This window comes from Sinobacterium norvegicum (assembly GCF_923077115.1).
Lineage (GTDB): Bacteria > Pseudomonadota > Gammaproteobacteria > Pseudomonadales > Sinobacteriaceae > Sinobacterium > Sinobacterium norvegicum.
Genome location: NZ_CAKLPX010000003.1, coordinates 452157 through 469320, shown reverse-complemented (window position 1 = coordinate 469320; position 17164 = coordinate 452157). Strand labels below are relative to the sequence as shown.

19 protein-coding genes and 3 tRNA genes are annotated in these 17164 nt (G+C 50.1%); 6 read left to right on the top strand and 16 right to left on the bottom strand.

The window, feature by feature from the left end; genetic code table 11:
• Positions 1–31 precede the first annotated feature (31 nt).
• From L9P87_RS14175 to msrB, 9 genes are all read right to left on the bottom strand, one after another.
• On the bottom strand, positions 32–1393 hold the full coding sequence (locus L9P87_RS14175) for a TolC family protein (RefSeq protein ID WP_237445400.1): 1362 nt from the start codon (positions 1391–1393) through the stop codon (positions 32–34).
• A 157-nt stretch (positions 1394–1550) separates the two neighbouring features.
• A complete protein-coding gene (locus tag L9P87_RS14170; RefSeq protein ID WP_237445399.1) occupies positions 1551–1970 on the bottom strand; it encodes a hypothetical protein in 420 nt (139 codons plus the stop codon).
• Between the two features lie 105 nt (positions 1971–2075).
• Positions 2076–2163, bottom strand: a tRNA-Ser gene (locus L9P87_RS14165).
• A gap of 93 nt (positions 2164–2256) precedes the next feature.
• Positions 2257–3087: an NADPH-dependent 7-cyano-7-deazaguanine reductase QueF gene (queF, locus tag L9P87_RS14160; RefSeq protein ID WP_237445398.1), complete on the bottom strand. Its 831-nt coding sequence runs from the start codon at positions 3085–3087 to the stop codon at positions 2257–2259.
• A gap of 53 nt (positions 3088–3140) precedes the next feature.
• Entirely contained in the window at positions 3141–3914 is a 774-nt protein-coding gene (locus L9P87_RS14155; protein WP_237445397.1) for an ABC transporter permease, read from the bottom strand.
• Positions 3914–4843: an ABC transporter ATP-binding protein gene (locus tag L9P87_RS14150; protein ID WP_237445396.1), complete on the bottom strand. Its 930-nt coding sequence runs from the start codon at positions 4841–4843 to the stop codon at positions 3914–3916. The genes L9P87_RS14155 and L9P87_RS14150 overlap by 1 nt, the downstream gene beginning before the upstream one ends.
• Before the next feature lie 164 nt (positions 4844–5007).
• Positions 5008–5082 (bottom strand) — tRNA-Gly (locus L9P87_RS14145).
• 2 nt (positions 5083–5084) lie between these two features.
• Positions 5085–5160 (bottom strand) — tRNA-Glu (locus tag L9P87_RS14140).
• A gap of 216 nt (positions 5161–5376) precedes the next feature.
• Complete coding sequence (gene msrB, locus L9P87_RS14135) at positions 5377–5760, bottom strand: peptide-methionine (R)-S-oxide reductase MsrB (RefSeq protein ID WP_237445395.1); 384 nt, start codon at positions 5758–5760, stop codon at positions 5377–5379.
• Between the two features lie 177 nt (positions 5761–5937).
• On the opposite strand from msrB, the gene L9P87_RS14130 reads away from it, so the two are divergent.
• Entirely contained in the window at positions 5938–7155 is a 1218-nt protein-coding gene (locus L9P87_RS14130) for a pyridoxal phosphate-dependent aminotransferase (RefSeq protein ID WP_237445394.1), read from the top strand.
• A gap of 78 nt (positions 7156–7233) precedes the next feature.
• Positions 7234–7674 (top strand): hypothetical protein, encoded by a 441-nt coding sequence (locus tag L9P87_RS14125; RefSeq protein WP_237445393.1) that lies wholly within the window; start codon positions 7234–7236, stop codon positions 7672–7674.
• 5 nt (positions 7675–7679) lie between these two features.
• Here the strand turns inward: L9P87_RS14125 and L9P87_RS14120 are convergent, their stop codons facing one another.
• From L9P87_RS14120 to L9P87_RS14110, 3 genes are all read right to left on the bottom strand, one after another.
• Positions 7680–8633 carry a class I SAM-dependent methyltransferase gene (locus L9P87_RS14120; RefSeq protein WP_237445392.1) on the bottom strand — a complete coding sequence of 318 codons (954 nt, stop codon included), beginning with the start codon at positions 8631–8633 and terminating at the stop codon, positions 7680–7682.
• Between the two features lie 70 nt (positions 8634–8703).
• Positions 8704–9825 carry an ATP-NAD kinase family protein gene (locus L9P87_RS14115; protein ID WP_237445391.1) on the bottom strand — a complete coding sequence of 374 codons (1122 nt, stop codon included), beginning with the start codon at positions 9823–9825 and terminating at the stop codon, positions 8704–8706.
• A gap of 6 nt (positions 9826–9831) precedes the next feature.
• Entirely contained in the window at positions 9832–10467 is a 636-nt protein-coding gene (locus tag L9P87_RS14110; protein WP_237445390.1) for a TetR family transcriptional regulator C-terminal domain-containing protein, read from the bottom strand.
• A gap of 454 nt (positions 10468–10921) precedes the next feature.
• Between L9P87_RS14110 and L9P87_RS14105 the strand changes: the two genes are divergently transcribed.
• On the top strand, positions 10922–11167 hold the full coding sequence (locus tag L9P87_RS14105) for a PA1571 family protein (protein WP_237445389.1): 246 nt from the start codon (positions 10922–10924) through the stop codon (positions 11165–11167).
• Between the two features lie 36 nt (positions 11168–11203).
• Here the strand turns inward: L9P87_RS14105 and L9P87_RS14100 are convergent, their stop codons facing one another.
• Both L9P87_RS14100 and L9P87_RS14095 read right to left on the bottom strand, forming a co-directional pair.
• Positions 11204–12349 (bottom strand): 4-phosphoerythronate dehydrogenase, encoded by a 1146-nt coding sequence (locus tag L9P87_RS14100; protein WP_237445388.1) that lies wholly within the window; start codon positions 12347–12349, stop codon positions 11204–11206.
• Between the two features lie 52 nt (positions 12350–12401).
• On the bottom strand, positions 12402–12989 hold the full coding sequence (locus L9P87_RS14095) for an elongation factor P hydroxylase (RefSeq protein WP_237445387.1): 588 nt from the start codon (positions 12987–12989) through the stop codon (positions 12402–12404).
• Positions 12990–13203: 214 nt separating this feature from the next.
• On the opposite strand from L9P87_RS14095, the gene L9P87_RS14090 reads away from it, so the two are divergent.
• Positions 13204–13908, top strand: a complete 705-nt coding sequence (locus L9P87_RS14090) for a hypothetical protein (protein ID WP_237445386.1) — start codon at positions 13204–13206, stop codon at positions 13906–13908.
• A 122-nt stretch (positions 13909–14030) separates the two neighbouring features.
• Entirely contained in the window at positions 14031–14720 is a 690-nt protein-coding gene (locus tag L9P87_RS14085; RefSeq protein WP_237445385.1) for a DnaJ domain-containing protein, read from the top strand.
• 6 nt (positions 14721–14726) lie between these two features.
• Here L9P87_RS14085 and L9P87_RS14080 read toward each other — a convergent pair whose 3' ends face one another.
• Positions 14727–15596, bottom strand: a complete 870-nt coding sequence (locus L9P87_RS14080) for a nuclear transport factor 2 family protein (protein WP_237445384.1) — start codon at positions 15594–15596, stop codon at positions 14727–14729.
• A 55-nt stretch (positions 15597–15651) separates the two neighbouring features.
• Positions 15652–16233 carry a DNA endonuclease SmrA gene (gene smrA, locus L9P87_RS14075; protein WP_237445383.1) on the bottom strand — a complete coding sequence of 194 codons (582 nt, stop codon included), beginning with the start codon at positions 16231–16233 and terminating at the stop codon, positions 15652–15654.
• A gap of 159 nt (positions 16234–16392) precedes the next feature.
• Here smrA and L9P87_RS14070 point away from each other — a divergent pair, with 159 nt between their 5' ends.
• Positions 16393–17073 (top strand): TetR/AcrR family transcriptional regulator, encoded by a 681-nt coding sequence (locus L9P87_RS14070; protein WP_237445382.1) that lies wholly within the window; start codon positions 16393–16395, stop codon positions 17071–17073.
• Positions 17074–17164: the final 91 nt, after the last annotated feature.

The window sequence follows — 17164 nt, the reverse complement described above, 5'->3', positions numbered from 1 at the left end:
ATTTTTTCCTCGCTGAACATAAGCAAATCGGTTAATTAATCGCGTAATTAGTCAGCAATTCATCGGGTAAGGGCTGTAAGAAATACTGCAGTTTGGTATTTAATATTTCTAAATCAGCGGTCAAACGTAACAGGCTGATCTTCGATTGCTGAACCGCCAACCGGCTGTCGACAACTTCTTTAAAGCTGCCGCGACCACTCTGGTAGGCGCTTAAACTTACCGCCGCACTTTGTTCTGATGTGGGCACCAGTCGTGTCTGATAAAGGCTTAGCCGCTGTATCAACTGCTGCTGCTCTGCGATTAGCGAATCCAGCCTTGAACGCATTAAGCGCAAAGCCTGCTGACGCTGTTCGGTCACCGATGACAACTCATGCTGGCTGGCCTGATACATCGGATCTTGTCGGTTACCAGTAAACAGCGGCACATCCACACTGACCATCGCCGTTAGCATGTCGGGCAACTGATCACCGATACCGTCTTCGGCATAACGCTTACCGTATTCCACGGTGACGGCCCAGGCTGGCTTATAGGCTTCCTTGGCCAGCGCCAACTGCTGACGCTGGGCAGACATTTGGCTCTCTATCGAGACTATCGCAGGGTGGATTAATAATTTTTGATAATCATCGCCATCCACATTTACTATTGTCGGCTGCAGCCCTGTCGCCAGTGAACGCTGACTGTCACTGACATTTAACCATTGGGTTAACGCCGCTCTGCGACTATTCACATCGGCTATTGAGCGATGATGCCAGTCTCTTTGCCGATCGATTTCTAACTGAGCCTGCAACACATCATTCTGATTACGCTTACCGACACGATAGAGCGACTCGGTCACCGCCAGCAAATCGGCAAACAGCTGTCGATCGTTGCGGTAGATGGTCGTCGCCTGTTCGGCATACCAGAGTTCAAGCCAGCTGATGGCGACGGTTTGCCTCACCTGCAACCCCCTCTCGCCAGCCAGCGCGTACTGAGAGGCCGCCTGATAATCAAACACCGCAGCCTCAATATTATTGCTGTCCCCTCTCGGCAGCGGTTGAGTAATCCCCAGCTTTAACTGTGTCATGCCTTCCTGGTCGAGGTCGAAGCTGTCGGTTGGCAGGTTGGATACACCGAACTTAATTGTCGGGTCTTGCCAGCTATCACCGGACTTTGCCCGCTGTCGCATGGCCTGCCCACTGTTGAGTAACGCGCGGATGCCATGCTCATTGGCAAGGGCGAGTACCACTGCCTGCTGCAGACTTAAAGGTTGCGTTGAGCTCGCTTGATAACTCTCTGCGTCAACAGAATCAGCCTCAACCGACAAACCACCCAGCGTATCCGCCAAGCTGCTGTTCACCGACAATAAGCCACACAGTACCGGCACCAACAGCGTCGTTGTTTTATAAATAGTCACCACACCCCCCCCGGGTATTCCTAAACAATTGGAGGATTCAGGCGGGTAACAACAGATAATTACCCACCGCTGAATAGCGCGTGCACAGCACGGTTAAGCCATGTGATAACACCGAGGTGTTAGCAGAACTCAACAAAGCAGCACGCAGAGGCGGTGGCTAGTGACGGAAAACGCAGGTTAAGAGATATATCGGCGGGGATTTAGTCACGAAGTATCGCTGCACCTCAGCACGAAACTGACTGAGTAGCGACCAACAGACTAACAGGGCAACAGCAAGGTAGATGGCAACATTGAGCCATTCTGACCATTGCTGCAGATTGAGCTCGGTGCCTGTTTCACAGGATGTTGCGATGCTAGGCTCGCAACATTCGTGCTCATCCATCGCCATCATCGGCTCCATAACCATTAACTTGGCTGGTGCAGATGACATCGAATGATGTGAAGCCATGTCCGTGGAGGACAATGGCCCGGTCATCAAACACAGGCCTAAAATCCAGGCGGCAACAAGCATTATTACCAAGGTGTTAACCCAGTAAAAGCGATTGCGCTGTAGCTTATGGCGAGTGGTAGAAAGCACAATAAACCCTGAATATAGGAAGTCATCAGTCTAGCATATGGACAGGGGCAAACAAAAAGAGTTCAAAAAGAATGAAAAAAGAGCTGCCAGAAAAGGCATAAAGAATGGCGGACAGGGAGGGATTCGAACCCTCGAACGGTTTCCCGTTACACGCTTTCCAGGCGTGCGCCTTCAGCCACTCGGCCACCTGTCCACAAATGAGGTCTCCCTCAAAACGGCCGCTACTTTAACTAATCACCTGACTAATGGCAAGTGTTATGTCGGCAGCGACCATATCTATACCCTGTTATTGGCGGCTGAGTCGCTGAAACAGCGGCGCCTCGCGAACATTGCTACGCCAGGGGTTGATGTCGAGACCACCACGGCGCAGGAAGCGGGCAAAAACAGTTAGTTCCTGTGGCTGGCAGTGCTGATTAATATCGGTAAAAATACGCTCGGCACACTGCTCGTGGAATTCAGCCTTGTCCCTGAACGAGACTAAGTAGCTCAACAACGACTGATGATCAATCTTGCTACCCTTGTAGATCACCGACACCGTGGCCCAATCGGGCTGGCCAGTGACCGGGCAGCATGAGCGAAACAGATCGCTATAGACCTCCTCGGCCACGACCTCATCCAAGGTCGATAACAGACTGGGCTCAGGCATATAGACCTCGGCATTAATGTCGAGATCATCGAGACAGACACCCTTTGGCGTTGTCACCCCAGCCCGCTGCATTTGCGCAGGCGTTAACAGGGTGACCCACACAGGGGCGCCTGCTGCGGCGGATAAATCCTTGGTCATCACCTCGCTGACTTCAGCCCAGCTATCGAAGCGGGTCAGATTAAACGAGTTAAGATACATTTTGAACGACTTGGATTCGATAATATTGGCCGAGGTGGCCGGCAACTTAAACTCGGCAATGGCAATTTCTGGTTTTCCGCTTTGCCCCAGCCAAGAAACCTCGTAGGCAGTCCAAATATCGGTGCCATTAAAGGGTAGTGACAGACCGTCCAAGCCCAGCTCTTGCCGTGCCACGGTACGAGGAATCGGGCACAGTAACGACGGCGTATAGGTATAGATATTTTCTGTCGCCTGGCCCAGCGTCGTATGCTCGGCAAGATAATCATTAGACATAACGGTTTACCTTAATCTTCTAAAACAAATGTTTTCTAACACTATAAACATACTTACTGACGCAGACGTTTGCCGGTCGACAGTAAATGTAAGCACAACAGCCACAGCGTCACGGTAAAGAAACCGACGATGGCAAAGGCATAAGTCACATCGATATCGCTATGGCCAAGAATGCCGTAGCGGAAGGCATTGACCATATAAAGTATAGGGTTTAGCTGCGACAAACCCGACCAAAAATCAGGTAATAAATCAATCGAGTAAAATACCCCGCCCAGATAAATCAACGGCGTTAATACAAAGGTTGGGATAATTGAAATATCGTCAAAGCTATTGGCATAGACCGCATTCACAAACCCCATCAAAGAGAATAATAACGAGGTAAGAAAGACGATGGAGACGGTGATATAAATATTATAAATCGCTACCTCGGCAAAAAATAACGACAACACTGTGACGATCAAACCCACTAACAAGCCGCGCACCACACCGCCGAGCACATAGCCACCAAGGATGACCGAATTCGACACCGGCGATACTAACAACTCTTCTACGCTGTGATGAAATTTAGCACTAAAAAATGATGACACCACGTTGGAATAGGAGTTGGTAATCACCCCCATCATAATCAAACCCGGTACCACAAACTGCATATAGCTATAGCCGCCCATCTCACCGATACGCGAGCCTATCAAATTACCAAAAATAACAAAATACAGCATAATGGTAATCGCCGGCGGCACGAGGGTCTGCACCCAAATGCGCATAAAACGTCGAATCTCTTTACCTAAAATAGTCTTAAAGGCGACTAGGTTTCCCTGAAAATCCACTATTTATCCTCCCCTGCATTAGCGCCAGTCATCGACACAAACAACTCTTCTAACCGGTTGGTTTTATTTCTTAAACTGGCAACGCTGATATCGCAGGCCTGTAGCGCAAGAAACAAATCATTGAGCGACTGCCCCTTATGAATGTCCACCTCGATTGCATGATCATCCACACGGCGGCTATCGAATCCAGCCAGTACAACCGCTGCGGGTAATAGCTCAACGCTGTCGAGCACCAATGTTTCCTTATCCAGGGTTTGCAATAACGATTTTACACTGGTGTTTTTGACAATATTACCGCTATCAATAATGGCGATGTTCCGGCAGAGCTGTTCAGCTTCTTCCAAGTAGTGTGTGGTCAAAATAATCGTCGTACCTTGTTGATTAATCTCCTGCAGAAACTCCCACATCGAGCGTCTAATCTCGATATCAACACCGGCAGTTGGCTCATCGAGAATCAGCAGTTGAGGCTCATGAATAAGCGCCCTGGCAATCATCAATCGACGTTTCATGCCGCCGGACAACTCTCTCGCCGGGTTAAAACGCTTATCCCACAGGCTGAGTTTACGCAGGTATTTCTCGGCACGAGGCAACGCCTCACTGCGGGGGATACCGTAATAACCCGCCTGATTGACCACAATATCGATGACCCGCTCAAACACATTAAAATTAAATTCCTGCGGCACCACACCAATGTATTTTTTGGCTTCGGCAAAATCCTGGTCGATATCAACACCGAAGATTTCAACACTGCCGCCGGTCTTGTTGACCAGCGAACAAATAATCCCGATGGTCGTCGATTTACCGGCGCCATTAGGGCCGAGCAAGGCAAAAAAGTCTCCCGCCTCCACCGTTAAATTGACACCTTTCAGGGCTTCGAAGCCGTTGCCGTATTGCTTGCTTAGATTTTTGATCGATAATGCGTTTGTCATAGTGATTACTAATGCCGCTTGATGTCGTCGAACGAGGTGTCCATTAAATGGTGTTAAATAAATAAAATTCAAGTCACCACAATATAATAGTCATCTCTGAGCTTGGCCACAGGCCAAAAATAACAGACGAAAAAAAGCCGGCTAAAAAGCCGGCTTTTTAAATTTGGAGCGGGAAACGAGATTCGAACTCGCGACCCTCACGTTGGCAACGTGATGCTCTACCACTGAGCTATTCCCGCAATGGCATCCCGTAGGGGACTCGAACCCCTGTTACTGCCGTGAAAGGGCAGTGTCCTAGGCCTCTAGACGAACGGGACGCGATGCCTTGCTTAATCGTTAACAACGCGACTGACGTGTTGTTGCTATTGATTTTGCTTCGAGGAGGCCAACTCCTCAAGACGGGGCGCATTGTATGTACCCACCCATATTTCGTCAAGCCCTGTTTACAATAAAACTCAAAAATTATTCTATTGATTAAAAAAGCAACTATTTAACAACAGCTTCGGTGGTTTTTTAACCATTATCGCAAGCCTTTATTCCGCTGGCTTAAAATCCAAGGATACAGAGTTAACACAATAGCGCAGCCCGGTTGGATCCGGCCCGTCAGTAAAGACATGGCCCAGGTGACTGTCACAGTTGGTACAGATAATCTCCGTCCTTGACATACCCAGGGTGCTATCCTCACGGCTGCCGACGCTCTCACTGGCCTGTTGATAAAAACTCGGCCAACCACAGCCAGCATCGAACTTTGTCGCCGATTCGAACAGTTTCTCACCGCAACAGATACAAACATATTCGCCCCGCTCGCGATGATCATTATACTTGCCGGTAAAAGGTCTCTCCGTGCCTTTTTCGCGACAGACGCGATAACTTTCTTCATCGAGTTGCTGACGCCATTGCTCTGCTGTCTTCTTCATTTTTCCCTCTGCCTTTTTACCGGGTTATACCCCGTCAGTGTTATTGACAAAAACTAACAAGACCGAGCGTTTAGCACAACCACTCAGTCGATAGTCATGGTACACTTTAGTGATAATACGTCCGAAACAACTCACTCAAATAATGATGAGCGCATTTGCGCTTAACCATAGACTGCCATGACTAGTATCTCAAAATCTCACAAGCTAAACGCCGTCTGCTATGACATCCGCGGGCCAGTACTCGAAGAAGCAAACCGCATGGAGGAAGAGGGTCAACGTATTCTCAAACTCAATATCGGTAACCCGGCCCCGTTTGGCTTCGACGCCCCCGATGAAATATTACAAGACGTCATTTACAACCTAGCCAAGGCGGAGGGTTACTGTGAGTCCAAGGGCTTGTTCAGCGCTCGCAAAGCTGTCATGCAGCACTGTCAAAAACTCAATATCAAAAATGTTGCCATCAACGATATTTACATGGGCAACGGCGTCAGTGAGTTGATTGTAATGACTATGCAGGCACTGCTGAACAATGGCGACGAGTTGTTAATCCCAGCACCTGATTATCCGCTGTGGACGGCGGCGGTCAACCTCGCCGGCGGCAATGCCATTCATTACAAGTGCGATGAACAAAAGGGCTGGTTCCCTGACATTGACGATATAGAAGCCAAGATCACCCCGCGCACCCGGGCCATTTTGTTGATCAACCCAAACAACCCCACCGGCGCCGTCTATTCGAAAGAGTTGATTGAGCAGGTCATTGCGCTGGCGCGTAAACACAACCTGATGCTGTTTTCCGATGAGATTTACGACAAGATTCTTTACGATGAAGCCCAACACATTCCCACCGCCTCACTGGCGGACGATGTCTTTATCATCACCTTTAACGGCCTCTCGAAGTCGTATCGTCTGGCCGGTTTCCGCTCTGGCTGGATGATACTCTCCGGCGCCAAGGAGAAGGCCAGTAATTATATTGAGGGAATCGACATGCTGGCCTCGATGCGACTGTGCGCCAACGTGCCGGCTCAATATGCCGTACAGACAGCACTCGGCGGCTATCAAAGCATCAACGATTTGGTGATTGATGGCGGCCGTCTGAAAGAACAGCGTGACCTGGCCTGGCAGAAACTCGATCAGATACCCGGGGTCAGCTGCGTCAAACCCGAGGGGGCGATTTATATGTTTCCCCACCTCGACCCAGAGATATACCCCATTGCCGATGACGAACAGTTTGTCCTTGATTTACTGCAGCAAGAGAAAATCCTCTTAGTCCACGGCAGCGCATTTAACCTGGACGACACGCACCACGTCCGTATTGTATTTTTGCCACACAAAGAGATTCTCGGCGACGCCATCGACCGCTTCGCCGCCTTTCTTGAGCGCTACCGCAACAAATAACTTGGGCTATAGTGCAACAATTCACGCTCATGGCGCCGTTTAACGGCGCCGGTCATCAAGAATAACAATGATTTCAATATGACTGACATCCATATCAACGACTTCTATAAGGACTGCGGACTGATTCTGCTGGCCCTTTACCAACATTTCCCCCGTCCTTTCACTCTCTATGTTGAAGATATTTCCGGCCCCGACAGCATCGACCAGTACGGCCTCCACAGTGAACGCCATCAGAGCTGTTTAGGTGCCATGTTGTGGCTGGAAGAAGAGGGGTTTATTCGCTATCAACAGGTCGAGAAGCAAGAATCTATCGATGGCGCCCGGCTGAGCCAAAAAGCACTGTCTCGGCTGACCCAGGCCATACCTGTAGAGAAGCAAGCCGATGGCGAGTCCTGCGACGAGCAAACCCCGACCTCAGTGGTTAATTATCGCCGCAGTCGCATCCACCATCTTCGTGCAGCCTTGGAGCAACGTGACTCCTTTGCCATCGGCCAAATCACCCGGCAGCTGATTTTGTAACCGCTTTATTGCGACCGCGCACAGGTGTAATGCATCAACTTTAAACCGCGGGCACGATCAACCTCGGGGAAATCAGCATGCGCCGCCAACCGCCCGACAAAGTTCAGCTCAGACCAGTGCTCGTCCACCAAATCTTCGATAAACTGCGGCGCTATCTCCGGTGCATTTAAGCACAACAAAATGTCACCACCCGGAGCCAGATTAGGCTTCAATCGCTGCAATATTTTGCCGTAATGCTTGTCGGCGATAAAACTGCCTTTTTGAAACGACGGCGGATCGACAATAATCGTGTCGAAGGGGCCAAGTTTATCAATCTTGCCAAAGGATTTCATAATGTCATGGGCAAGAAACTGCACCCCGTGCTGTTTGGCTGGGAGCCGGTTTAACAGATGATTCTGCCGCCCCACCGACAGCGCCGCCTTGCTCATGTCCATATTGATCACCGAGGCCGCCTCCGCCGCCGATGCCACCACCGACAAGGCACAGGTATAGGAGAATAAATTCAATACCCGGCGTTGCTTTGAACGCTTAGCCAGCCAACTTCGTCCCGGCGCCATATCGAGAAAAAATCCGATATTCTGCTTGCTCATATACGTTAACGCGAACTCCAAGCGACCTATTCTCGCCACCGGGTGCTTCGGTAAATCACCACAGAGTTGTTCGGACGGAGCTGACGGCAGATAACGGCGCTGAATGATGACTGTCAGTTGAGCAAACGCAGATTTATCGATGACTTGCCGAAGGCTTGCCGTTAACGCAGCTAATTGATTATCGGCCAATTCAGCAAACAGGGTGACCAATACCACACCGGGGTGGTAGTCGACTGACAAGGCCTCGAAGCCGTCGAAGCAATGGCCCCGACCGTGAAATAAACGCTGACTCTGATGCCGACTAAGTTCGGTGTCGGCTAGGATAGTCGCCAGTCGTATTGGGGTGGATTCAAGAGCTGCAGCAAGCATAACAGGGCCAGTCAAAATAGAGGGAGAGTATTATAGCCATCGACACATTATCGACAAGCAATAGATAGCCTTAACCCGCCACCTGATACATGACATAGTCGCGATAACCCGTCACCACCTGATAGTAACCGGCAAGCGCACTGTCCAAGTCGACATCGCTGCTATCAACCCTCAGCGGTCGTCCCTCGAGTTCTTCCAGCTTGGTCTTGGTAGCCACGATGATTAACGACGCCCTATCCAATTGTTGTAATACCGCCGCACTCAGCTGCTGATTGCCGCGGCCAATCAAATGTCCCTGACCACCGGTGGCGGTAATCACCACCTTGACCTCGCCATGATGCTGCTCTATTGCAGTGAGTAATTGCTGCTCAGTTGCGTCGGACACCACACTATTATGTTGAAAAACCACATCGAAGCCAAGCAGGGTATTATCCAGCGACAGCTGGTGCATGATTTCGGCAGGGGTGGTGCCGGGGCCGATAATATAGAGGATGTCATCATCCATCGATTCGACCACCTCAGCGGCAATATCGGCCACGACCAACTCTTCAACCTCTCGCCCCGATACCTTGGTTGACTGTATATAGCGCACCTCATCGGGTACCAGCAGCTCACCGTAGTATTTCGATTGGATTCTGCCCGCCCGTAGATCATCCTCATTGATGTCTCGCACTTCTTGCATGGCCACACTGACCAGGCTGCCATCGAGTAACTGAGTAATTACCGTGGCCGCCGCCAGTGGCGATATAGCAAACACACCGGAATGCATCTTAACACCACAGGGAAGCCCCAGCACGGGCTGTTGATCACTGACCGCATTAACAATGTTGCGGGCGGTGCCGTCACCGCCGGCAAACAGCAGTAAATCGACACCGGCACACTCCAGTGCCGCTGCCGCCACCTCGGTATCCTCTGCCGTTGTTTCGGCATGCTTGCTATCGCCGATAATCTGACAATCCCAGCCAGCTGCAGACAAGTAGTCTGCCCCCAGCAAACCATCAAAGCTAATAAACTGAATTTGCTGCCGATAATCATTCAATTGATTAAGCACGATGGCCAGGCGACTGGCGATTTTGGATTCGGCACCCAGTGCATAGGCCTGCTGACGGGCAGCGCTGCCATCACTGCCCTTGAGCGCGACACTGCCACCGAGCCCTGCATAAGGATTGATGACTAATCCGATGGTAAACATAGTCGGTTAAGACCTGCTAGATGTTAGGCCGCAACCGGCAAGTATCATTCGACAGAGAAACGTTTTTATCTTCTCGACGTCCTGCGGCTCATATTCCTGTTTATTGGTCAGGGTCAGAATCTGGGTATCGAAGTCGGCATAGTGTTGCGTTGTTGACCAAATCATAAACATTAAATGCTCGGGATCGACGTCAGCCATTTTGCCCTGATCAATCCAGCTCTGAAAGATATCCGTTTTTTCTCTGAACCATTCCCGTAACGAGGTCTTCATATGATCCATCACATAGGGCGCACCTTGGATAATTTCCATGGCAAAGATTTTAGAGGCCGCAGGTGACTCAATAGTGAGATCAACCTTGGCACAGATATAGCGCTCCAAGACCTCGGCGGGGTCTGCATCCCTGTCGACATCGTCTACCACCGCATCCCAGCGCTGTACAATACCGGCTAAGACAGCACTGTAAAGTGCCGACTTAGAGCCGAAATAATAATGTAGATTAGCCTTCGGCAGTTTTGCCGCGTCGGCAATGGCCTGCATACTGGTGCCCTTATAGCCATGTTTAACGAATGCCTGCTCGGCCACCGACAGTATAAGCTGGCTGTTCTCTTCCCGGATACGCCCCGGTTCTTGTTTTTTTGCCACGGTTAAATCTACCTATCACTTATCAATACTTCAGAATCTACAATCTTGCTGGCGGCTATTATATCGCTTAGTGGCTTAAATTACCCCTTATCACTCCAGTAAAGCTAACGCCGCTCAATCGAGGCTGAGTCGATGGCCACCTATGTCATGCATCAAGCTGAAAGCAAGCGCCTGCCTGCAAATAACACTCAGCTATTACACCCCTGGATTTTAAGAACAACTTATTATAACTGGCCGGTGTTAGTAATGACTCACCTGACAGAGCCTCTGATCACGACATGTACATAGCCATACCGTGAACAACCTGCCGCGAGAGAAATTGTCAGTAAAACAAAACAGATGATATTTTATTTACCGACACTAAACTGACATATCCAACCCCTACTATAACGACAATAAAAGAGTGATTGGCGAGTCTTACCCGCCATCTACAGCGAGCGAAACAGAGGTTAATATGGACAGCAATAATAGCCCTCAAACTGACTACACACGCTTGGAAGACAGTGTCTTACATCGTGCCGCAGTGATAGACCAATACGGCACAGAGGTTGAGATCACCCCGACGATGATTGATCACGCCTGCGAGACCATGGTACTGAAACAACTAAAAATTGATGAAGCCAAGGCCAAACCTGCAATAACCGCCGAGCGGCTTTTCAATTTCTCACGCCGCTTCTTTCACCGGTTTAGTCGCGCTTAACAGTGCGAACAACCTCAGTTAGCCATAATCTGGTGGCTAGATACTGAGCATGGCATTCAAAATGCGCTGTTCACCCTCGTCCAACGCATCTAATTCCAATGTTAAGCCCTGCCATTGACGCCTGACCGGGTATTGTTTGCGCAGTTGATCGAAGGCCTCATCCGCCCGACCGAGTTTATCCGCCGCCGTCAGCGACTGCCGTGTCGTCTTATCATCATTTGCAATATCATAGAAACATCGAGTAATCAGACTGATAGCCTCATACAGAGCTGCTTTTTGCAAACACTCTGCTTGCTCTTCAGGCCATGAAACGGCGGCTAAACTGACGCCACCGTCGGCCACCCCTAGGTCAAAGTGCTGACACACCGCTTGATACACCATCGACGTGCCTGCCACCTTGCCATCAAAGCTATAGCCAGCGATATGCGGCGTCGCTATTGTTAACAAAGGCAACAGTGATAAGTCGATGGCTGGCTCACCCTCAAAGACATCTAAAATCACGGTTAAGTCCTGCCGCTGAGGTAACAATTGCAACAGCGCCCGATTGTCGATGACACCGCCGCGGCCCGCATTGATTAACACCGCACCGGTTTTTAGCAGAGCCAGCTGCTCAATAGCCAGCATATGCTCACTGGGGTATGGGCCGGTCTTGGTCAACGGCGCATGGATACAGACAATATCACAGGCCAACACCTGCTCGAGTTCCACCATCGGCGTATAGCAGCCGCTATCGATCAACGGATCATAACCCATGACCTCGACCGACATTGCCTGCAGCGCGTTAAACAGCCTGCCGCCCACCATGCCAAGGCCAATAATGCCGACAGTTTTAGATAGAAATTCAAACTGCTGGTTGCGCCACAAATGCGACAGCGCGGCAATGACATACTCCACCACCGACACTGCATTGCAACCCGGTGCATTGCTAAAGCCAATACCCTGTTCGTCCAAATATTCGAGATCAACATGATCGGTACCAATGGTACAGGTGCCAACAAATTTCACCTGACTACCCGCTAACAAGGCCTGATTTACCGGCGTGACCGAGCGGACCACAAGCAAATCTGCATCCACAACATCCGCCGCCTGCATGTTGCGTCCAGGCAGCAGCACAACCTCACCCAGCGCAGCAAAGGTCTCTTTGGCCAGCGGGATATTCTCATCGGCAACAATTTTTAACACGGTCTATCACCACTCACGATACTGGCAGCCATTGCACACAGGCCACTCACGGTTAATCTAACTGCTCGACACAATAAGTCGTCACATCGAGCATATTCTCGGCGCCAAAATGCTGGCCAAATGTCGCCACCAGTGCTCCGACCCTCTCGTTCACACCTGTGGCTAAAAGCTGCTGCAATGAGCTAAATACTATCTGCTTAAAGGCCGAGCTATCGCCAGCCTCACCGGTGAGGTTGTCAACTGACACCTGAAAGCGGAAATCACAGGCCCTGGCCAGCAGCCACTCAACCGCCTGCGCTCGCCCCTCTACCTGTTCAAAAGCTTGTTGTTGCGCCGCTGTCCTGCCGTCGGGAATATACCAATAGCCATAATCGAGTTGCTGTCTTCTCGCCTCACCCGCCACACACCAGTGAGCCAACTCATGCAACGCACTGGCAAAGAAGCCATGAGCAAAAATAATACGGTGATAGCCACAGTCATCATCAGCCGGCAAGTAAAGCGGTTCATGATCGCCGAGTACCAGCCGAGTATTGAGGCGTGCGGCAAATAACTGATTGAACAGGCTGATTAACACCGGGTAATTATGGCGTCCATCGAGGTCGGCGGGTACAGCTTGAGGTGGCTGGCTTTGGGCAAGCAAAACACATCTCCTACGAACAATAGGGATTTAACGGGGGCGTAATACCGATTCAGTGGCGATAAAACGTTGATTTTTCACATTAGCAGCGGATTGTACTATAACTTGATCAGGTATAGCGCATAACTAAACGACAAAACAGATGTCCTATACTGTATATCAGAGCTAGGTTAAATAGCGGTTTACTCCGTCTATGGATCAACCAAAGGCTGTAATTATGCACACGGTTAAAGGCAGCGATAATAAGGCCAACGTTGTTAATATTTTCAGCGGCAGGCCAGTTTGCAAGGAAAATGATAGTAGAATCGTTCGCCTGTCCCCTGAGTGCGACGGCATCAGCATGTTGTATACCAACAATACCAACAACGCCAAGCTCTACCGCATGAGCATCCTGTGCTGGGCGCTACGAGAAAACGGCCAGGTCGACGCCCTGGTTCCCTGGCTCGACAACATCTACCCCTGCAGCGAACTCAACAGCCCGGTCGACGGGCAGTGGGAAGGTTACTATGAAACCTGCAGCGAAACGGTGTTTGACGAGCCACCCGAGCACAAAATTAGCAGCCTTATTCATTCGGCAGAATACTTCGGTACCGAGTCTGCCGAACCCGACGATGTACTGCAGCAGTTTGCCGATACCATTGGCACCCATGCACTACTTTGCGAACGCAAAACAAATTCTATCACGCTGACGGAAGTACTCAGTTGGCGACTGCTGGCCAACGGCTCTGTTCAGGCCATGCTGATCGACGAAAATAAAATCACCGATACCCCTGTCTTACCCGGCGACCCAGCCCTTTATCCTGCCGGTGACAATCCTGCATTCAAGTATTTTTTCCAGCATCATATTGCCAATCAAATCAAATCGCAGGACCCCGATACGCTGTCGGCTATCTCCGTGTTACTCAATGGTAAAAAACACTGAGCTACGGCTGTCATCTCATCGGCACGATTTTGACACCTAAACTCAACAAATCTATGGCATGCTATCGTTTTGATAATATTTACTGTTAAAGTAGCTTTAAGCTCTTTTTAGTAGGAATACGCGTGTCCCGTCTTATACTTCTGCTCGCCCTTATCGGCGGCCTCTACATTCTTTACCTATTATACCGCCAAGCGTCTCCGCAAAAACGCAAAAAAATGCTATGGCAATATGGCATCGGTGCCGTTGTCATCATGACTGTTATCGCAGCACTAACCGGCAAGGCGTCATGGTTAGGAGCAATTGCCGCAACTACTTTCGCCTTTGGACGCCGGTTCTTACCGTTGATTATTCGCTACTTACCGTTTGCTCAAGGGCTGCTCAGCCGCAGCGGCTTAGGCCGTGCAAAAATCAGCAGCAGCTTTATTCAACTGTCCATAGATTCAGCCAATGGCAATATCGATGGCATAGTTGTGCAGGGCAGGTTCGAAGGCCGACAGCTGAGCGACCTTAATGATAGAGAAATAAAACAGCTTGAAAAAGACTGCCAGGAAGATGCAAAATCCCGCCGTTTATTGGCCGCCTATCTTATTCGCCATCGAGGCAAACAGCAGCAACAACAATCCACCCCTCCAGCCAACACATCGATGGCTGAAGCCGAGGCCTTGGCCATCTTAGGCCTGCAGCCCGGCGCGGAGAAAGAAGAGATTATTAAGGCACACAAACGGCTGATTCAGAAAATGCACCCCGATCGAGGCGGCAGTGATTTCCTTGCCGCACAAATTAATCAAGCCAAGGACACGCTGATTAGCTAACCGATCTTAGACCGCCTGATCAGCTTGCACAAAGAAGTGGGCGGCGGTTATTTTGCCACTACCGCGGGCACAGTCCGCAATCATTACCCCGGCAACGCTGCGGTCCCCATCCTGATAATTGAAGCTGGCGCTGCAACTGTAGCCTGAACTAATTACCTTGCCGACACTGAATGTCCCTGGGTGCTGCAATACAAAATGGCTGCTACTAATCGCAACACCGTCCGGTCCAGCCAAGCAAGGCCTGCCAACATCACGGTCGATCAACAACTGCAAATGGTTAGCATCATGGTTATTCAGCGCCGAAAACATCTCTTGCACTAACACCTTGCCATTGTGACCGACACCGCGCAGCCCGCCAACAAATCCCCACAATCCAGACAACCCCATATTACGCAGTAACCGAAGCCCCATGTTACTGAGGGTTAACAGGCTGTCGACACCAAAGCCAAAGGCCTGCTTAACCATGGGTAGTAATTCCCAGTAGGCAGCCAAATGACTAATTTTCAGTGCCCCCTGCTCCTCACTGAGACGGTAGCGCAGGTGCATTGGTACGGTGACCACCACCCGCTTTGACATGGCAATCTCAATATTAAGGTCACGCACCACAGTGTTGCCGTTAACGATGTCATGCTGTACATCGAAGGTAATAATATTGGGGGCAATAAAAGAATCATAAAAGCGCGACAATGCATTATTACCTCGTCGACCACTGCGATGATCAAAAATGCCACTCACATGAGGACATGAACCCACAGGGTCTTCGACGACATTGTATTCGGCAAACAGCGCCAACCAAGCGCGCTTATTATGCGCTGCAACAGCAGCAGGTGATCCGTTAATAACACTTAGCTTTTGTTCGGCCGTATACACTGCCACGTCAAATACCTCTGATTATAATTTTCTCGATTGTACAACAACCAATGCGTGTCACTTAGTCGGGACGGTAGTTTTTACTATTTTGCTCTTTGGCCGCCTTACTTTTTTTCAGCATAACATAGACAGATCCCACACCACCGTGACGGGGCTGGGCACTGTGAAAGGCAATAACCTCAGTAACTTCCTTTAGCCAAAGCGCGGTACAGCTTTTTAAGATCCCAGGGTTATCGAGGTTTCTATCTCCCTTGCCGTGAGTCACCAGTGCCGTGCGCACATCGTACTCCAGGCACTGGTGAATAAAATCAAACAGCTCAACCCGAGCTTGCTCGACAGTCATATTATGCAAGTCAATAGTTGCCTCCAGTTCATAGTTGCCCCGCTTAAGCTTGCGGTAAACACCGTGCTGAACACCTTCACGCTGGAACGCCAGCACGGCCAATGGCTCAACCGGTGGAATATGATTAGCCGTCAAATAATTATCCGTCGGCTTTTCCTCACTCGATACCGCCGCTTGGCGCCGACGTTTTTCGCCAGGTGTCGATTTACCGACACCGGTTTTCAAATCTACCCGCGGCTTAACCTCAACCGGGGTTACATCAGCCATCTGCTGAGCAAACAAGTCCTCATCTGAACTCATCGGCCTCTCCTCGCTCAAAAACCAAAAAATATGCGTCAATTATAAAGACAATTGCCTTTAGGTAAACATTGATCAAATAATCTCACCCAAACAGCGATGACCAAACATTGGCCCAAATGCTATTATAGGTACTTGTCCGCCTACTCGAGAGTTCACGTCTTGTCACAAAAGCCCCCCGCCACCGCAAAAAAACGCGGCCGCCCTGCAAAGCTTTCCCGTCTGCAAATTCTCGACGCTGCCTTCGATTTGCTTCAGCGCGAACCCTCGACCGACATTACTATTACCGGTCTGGCTAAGACGATGAAAGTTGCTCCAATGAGTCTCTATACACACATTGAGAACCGTGATGATCTGCTAGAGAGTCTCAGCAATATGGTGCTGGAAAAACTGGTACTGGAGATCGACCCCAACGACCACTGGCAACAACAGTTACGCGGCTGGATTAGCTCGGTGCACAATCATCTCTACAACTATCCTCAAGTGGTGAAGTTACTGGGGCAAAATGGCGCCATACCGATACGCTGGCTTGGCATACAAGCGAAGCTTTACTGTATTCTCGATGGCCTCAAGCTTGACGATAAAACCTTTACCGATGTCGGGCGATGGCTGGCCCGCGAAACCGTCGCTCTGGCATTATTAGAGAACGGTATGCAGATGTCGAGCGACCAGGAAAACGCTGGCCTCAGTCAGGCATTGGATCATATGGACCCTGAAGATATTGCCGTTTACCAGCGTATTCTCCCCCATGTCAGTGACAACCGCGATGACAGCCTGTTTAACTTCAATGTCGAACGTATTATCGACGCGTTGGTGGTGCTCGAACAACGGGCAAACAAATAGCGAGCAATCGCTGCTAAACTATTCTCTTTAGGGCCAAAGGGGCTTAGAATAGCCCCCAAATTTAGCCCCCCCGTCTTGATCCTCGGTACTT